Genomic DNA, 3087 nt, shown 5'->3' on the forward strand with positions numbered 1-3087 from the left:
TGATGCCGGGCGACAACATCACGGTCGATGTCGAGCTGATCGTGCCGATCGCCATGGAAGAGAAGCTGCGCTTCGCCATCCGTGAAGGCGGCCGCACCGTCGGTGCCGGCATCGTCGTCACCATCAAAGAGTAATTTGGACTTAAACCGATCTGTCGCGGGCGCGGGAGTTGCCCGCGCCGCGCCAGAACAAGGAAGTGACGCATGAACGGACAGAATATCCGCATCCGCCTTAAGGCGTTTGACCACCGCGTGCTCGACGCCTCGACGAAGGAAATCGTGTCGACGGCCAAGCGTACCGGCGCAAACGTCCGCGGCCCCATTCCGCTGCCGACGCGGATCGAAAAGTTCACGGTCAACCGGTCGCCTCACGTCGACAAGAAGAGCCGCGAGCAGTTCGAGATGCGCACGCACAAGCGTCTGCTCGACATCGTCGATCCGACCCCGCAGACGGTCGATGCTTTGATGAAGCTCGATCTGGCCGCCGGCGTCGACGTCGAGATCAAGCTCTAAGGGAATGAGAGCGCGGTAAGGGGCGGTGCCCCTGGCCCGGAACTCTAAAGGAATTGAACCGATGCGTTCAGGTGTGATTGCAAAGAAGGTGGGAATGACCCGCATCTACAACGATGCCGGGGAACATGTTCCCGTCACCGTTCTCCTGATGGAGAACTGCCAGGTCGTGGCCCAGCGCACGCAAGAGAAGAATGGCTACACGGCCGTTCAGCTCGGCGTTGGCCTTGCCAAGGTGAAGAACACGTCGAAGGCGATGCGCGGCCATTTCGCGACCGCTTCCGTCGAGCCGAAGGCGAAGGTCGCCGAGTTCCGCGTCTCCGCCGACAACATGATCGATGTCGGCGCCGAGATCACTGTCGAGCACTTCGTCGCCGGCCAGAAGGTCGATGTGACGGGCACGACGATCGGCAAGGGCTTCCAGGGCGTCATCAAGCGCCACCACATGGGCGGTGGCCGTGCAACGCACGGTAACTCGGTTTCGCACCGTACGCACGGTTCGACCGGCCAGCGCCAGGACCCGGGCAAGGTGTTCAAGGGCAAGCATATGGCTGGCCACATGGGCGACACCCGCGTCACCACGCAGAATGTCGAGATCGTATCGACCGACGCCGACCGCGGCCTGATCCTGATCCGCGGTGCGGTTCCTGGATCGAAGGGCGCCTGGATCCTGGTCCGCGATGCGGCCAAGGTGGCACTGCCGGCCAATGCGCCGAAGCCTGCCGCGATCCGCGCCGTTGCTGCCGAAAGTGGCGCCAAGAACGAGGCTCCGGCCACAGAGGGAGCGGAATAATGGATCTCAAGATCACAACGCTGGGCGGCAAGGACGCCGGCAAGGTGGAACTCTCCGACGAGATTTTCGGCCTTGATCCGCGCGAAGACATCCTGCAGCGCGTCGTGCGCTGGCAGCTTGCCAAGAAGCAGCAGGGCACGCACAAGACCAAGGGTCGCGCCGAGATCGCGCGCACCGGCGCCAAGATGTACAAGCAGAAGGGTACGGGCCGCGCCCGTCACCATTCGGCACGCGCTCCGCAGTTCCGCGGCGGCGGCAAGGCCCACGGCCCGGTCGTTCGCAGCCACGAGCACGAACTGCCGAAGAAGGTTCGTGCTCTCGGCCTCAAGCATGCTCTCTCGGCCAAGGCCAAGAGCGCGTCGATCATCATCATCGACGAGCTGAAGCTGACCGAGGCCAAGACGAAGGCGCTGATCGCAAATTTCGCGACGCTGGGCCTGACCAACGCTTTGCTGATCGGCGGCGCCGAGCTTGACAAGAACTTCAAGCTGGCGGCGACGAACATCCCCAACATCGACGTGCTGCCCATCCAGGGCATCAACGTCTACGACATTCTGCGCCGCGGCACGCTGGTCCTTTCGAAGGCCGCCGTCGAGGCTCTCGAGGAGCGTTTTAAATGACCGACCTTCGTCATTACGACGTGATCGTCTCGCCGGCGATCACCGAAAAGTCGACCATGGCCTCCGAGCAGAACAAGGTCGTCTTCAACGTCGCCAAGAAGGCGTCGAAGCCGGAAATCAAGGCCGCCGTCGAAGCGCTGTTCGGCGTCAAGGTGATGGCCGTGAACACGCTTGTCCGCAAGGGCAAGATCAAGCGCTTCCGTGGCACGGTTGGCCGCCAGAGCGACGTCAAGAAGGCGGTTGTGACGCTGGCCGATGGTCAGTCGATCGACGTCGCGACGGGTCTCTGAGCAAGGCCGCGAGGACAGAACAATGGCACTGAAAAAATTCAACCCGGTAACGCCCAGCACCCGTCAGCTGGTCATCGTCGACCGCTCGGGTCTTTACAAGGGCAAGCCCGTCAAGGGTCTGACCGAAGGCCTGACCAAGTCGGGCGGCCGCAACAATCACGGTCGCATCACCGCCCGCTTCATCGGCGGTGGTCACAAGCGTTCGTACCGCATCATCGACTTCAAGCGCCGCAAGTTCGACGTCGTCGGCACGGTCGAGCGCATTGAATACGATCCGAACCGCACCGCCTTCATCGCGCTGATCAAGTATGACGATGGCGAGCTGTCCTACATCATCGCTCCGCAGCGTCTGGCTCCCGGCGACAAGATCGTCTCCGGTGAATCGGTAGATGTGAAGCCGGGCAATGCGATGCCGCTGGCTTCGATGCCGGTCGGCACCATCGTCCACAACATCGAGCTGAAGCCGGGCAAGGGCGCTCAGGTCGCCCGTTCGGCAGGTGGTTACGGTCAGCTGGTCGGTCGTGACCAGGGCATGGCGATCCTGCGCCTCAATTCGGGCGAGCAGCGTGTCGTTCACGGCTCCTGCATGGCCACTGTCGGCGCCGTGTCCAATCCGGACCACGGCAACATCAATGACGGCAAGGCCGGTCGCACGGTTTGGCGTGGCAAGCGCCCGCACAATCGCGGCGTGACCATGAACCCGGTCGACCATCCGCACGGCGGCGGCGAAGGCCGCACTTCGGGTGGCCGCCATCCGGTTTCGCCCTGGGGCAAGCCGACCAAGGGCAAGAAGACGCGGTCCAACAAGGCGACCGACAAGTTCATCCTGCGCTCGCGCCATCAGCGCAAGAGCTAAGAAGAGGTAACGCCAAGTG

General features: G+C 62.9%; 5 protein-coding genes and 1 pseudogene. All 6 read left to right on the forward strand.

Features of this window, described 5'->3' with window-relative positions; translation table 11 throughout:
* A pseudogene (tuf, locus tag EN749_RS33275) lies at nucleotides 1-134 on the forward strand (elongation factor Tu); the annotation flags it as partial.
* A gap of 69 nt (nucleotides 135-203) precedes the next feature.
* Nucleotides 204-512, forward strand: a complete 309-nt coding sequence (rpsJ, locus tag EN749_RS33280; protein WP_010909272.1) for a 30S ribosomal protein S10 — start codon at nucleotides 204-206, stop codon at nucleotides 510-512.
* 61 nt (nucleotides 513-573) lie between these two features.
* A complete protein-coding gene (gene rplC / locus EN749_RS33285; RefSeq protein ID WP_013531422.1) occupies nucleotides 574-1302 on the forward strand; it encodes a 50S ribosomal protein L3 in 729 nt (242 codons plus the stop codon).
* Nucleotides 1302-1922 carry a 50S ribosomal protein L4 gene (gene rplD, locus EN749_RS33290; protein WP_013531423.1) on the forward strand — a complete coding sequence of 207 codons (621 nt, stop codon included), beginning with the start codon at nucleotides 1302-1304 and terminating at the stop codon, nucleotides 1920-1922. The genes rplC and rplD overlap by 1 nt, the downstream gene beginning before the upstream one ends.
* Nucleotides 1919-2212, forward strand: a complete 294-nt coding sequence (locus EN749_RS33295; RefSeq protein WP_013531424.1) for a 50S ribosomal protein L23 — start codon at nucleotides 1919-1921, stop codon at nucleotides 2210-2212. Before rplD ends, EN749_RS33295 begins: the two co-directional genes overlap by 4 nt.
* A 22-nt stretch (nucleotides 2213-2234) precedes the next feature.
* A complete protein-coding gene (rplB, locus tag EN749_RS33300; protein WP_024505067.1) occupies nucleotides 2235-3068 on the forward strand; it encodes a 50S ribosomal protein L2 in 834 nt (277 codons plus the stop codon).
* Nucleotides 3069-3087: the final 19 nt, after the last annotated feature.

This window comes from Mesorhizobium sp. M7A.F.Ca.ET.027.02.1.1 (genome assembly GCF_004022985.1).
Taxonomy (GTDB): domain Bacteria; phylum Pseudomonadota; class Alphaproteobacteria; order Rhizobiales; family Rhizobiaceae; genus Mesorhizobium.

Excerpts from the sequence above, each read along its gene's own strand:
- rplC (WP_013531422.1), top strand. The coding sequence starts at position 574 with ATGCGTTCAGGTGTGATTGCAAAGAAGGTGGGAATGACCCGCATCTAC.
- EN749_RS33295 (WP_013531424.1), top strand. The coding sequence starts at position 1,919 with ATGACCGACCTTCGTCATTACGACGTGATCGTCTCGCCGGCGATCACC.
- rpsJ (WP_010909272.1), top strand. The coding sequence starts at position 204 with ATGAACGGACAGAATATCCGCATCCGCCTTAAGGCGTTTGACCACCGC.
- rplD (WP_013531423.1), top strand. The coding sequence starts at position 1,302 with ATGGATCTCAAGATCACAACGCTGGGCGGCAAGGACGCCGGCAAGGTG.
- rplB (WP_024505067.1), top strand. The coding sequence starts at position 2,235 with ATGGCACTGAAAAAATTCAACCCGGTAACGCCCAGCACCCGTCAGCTG.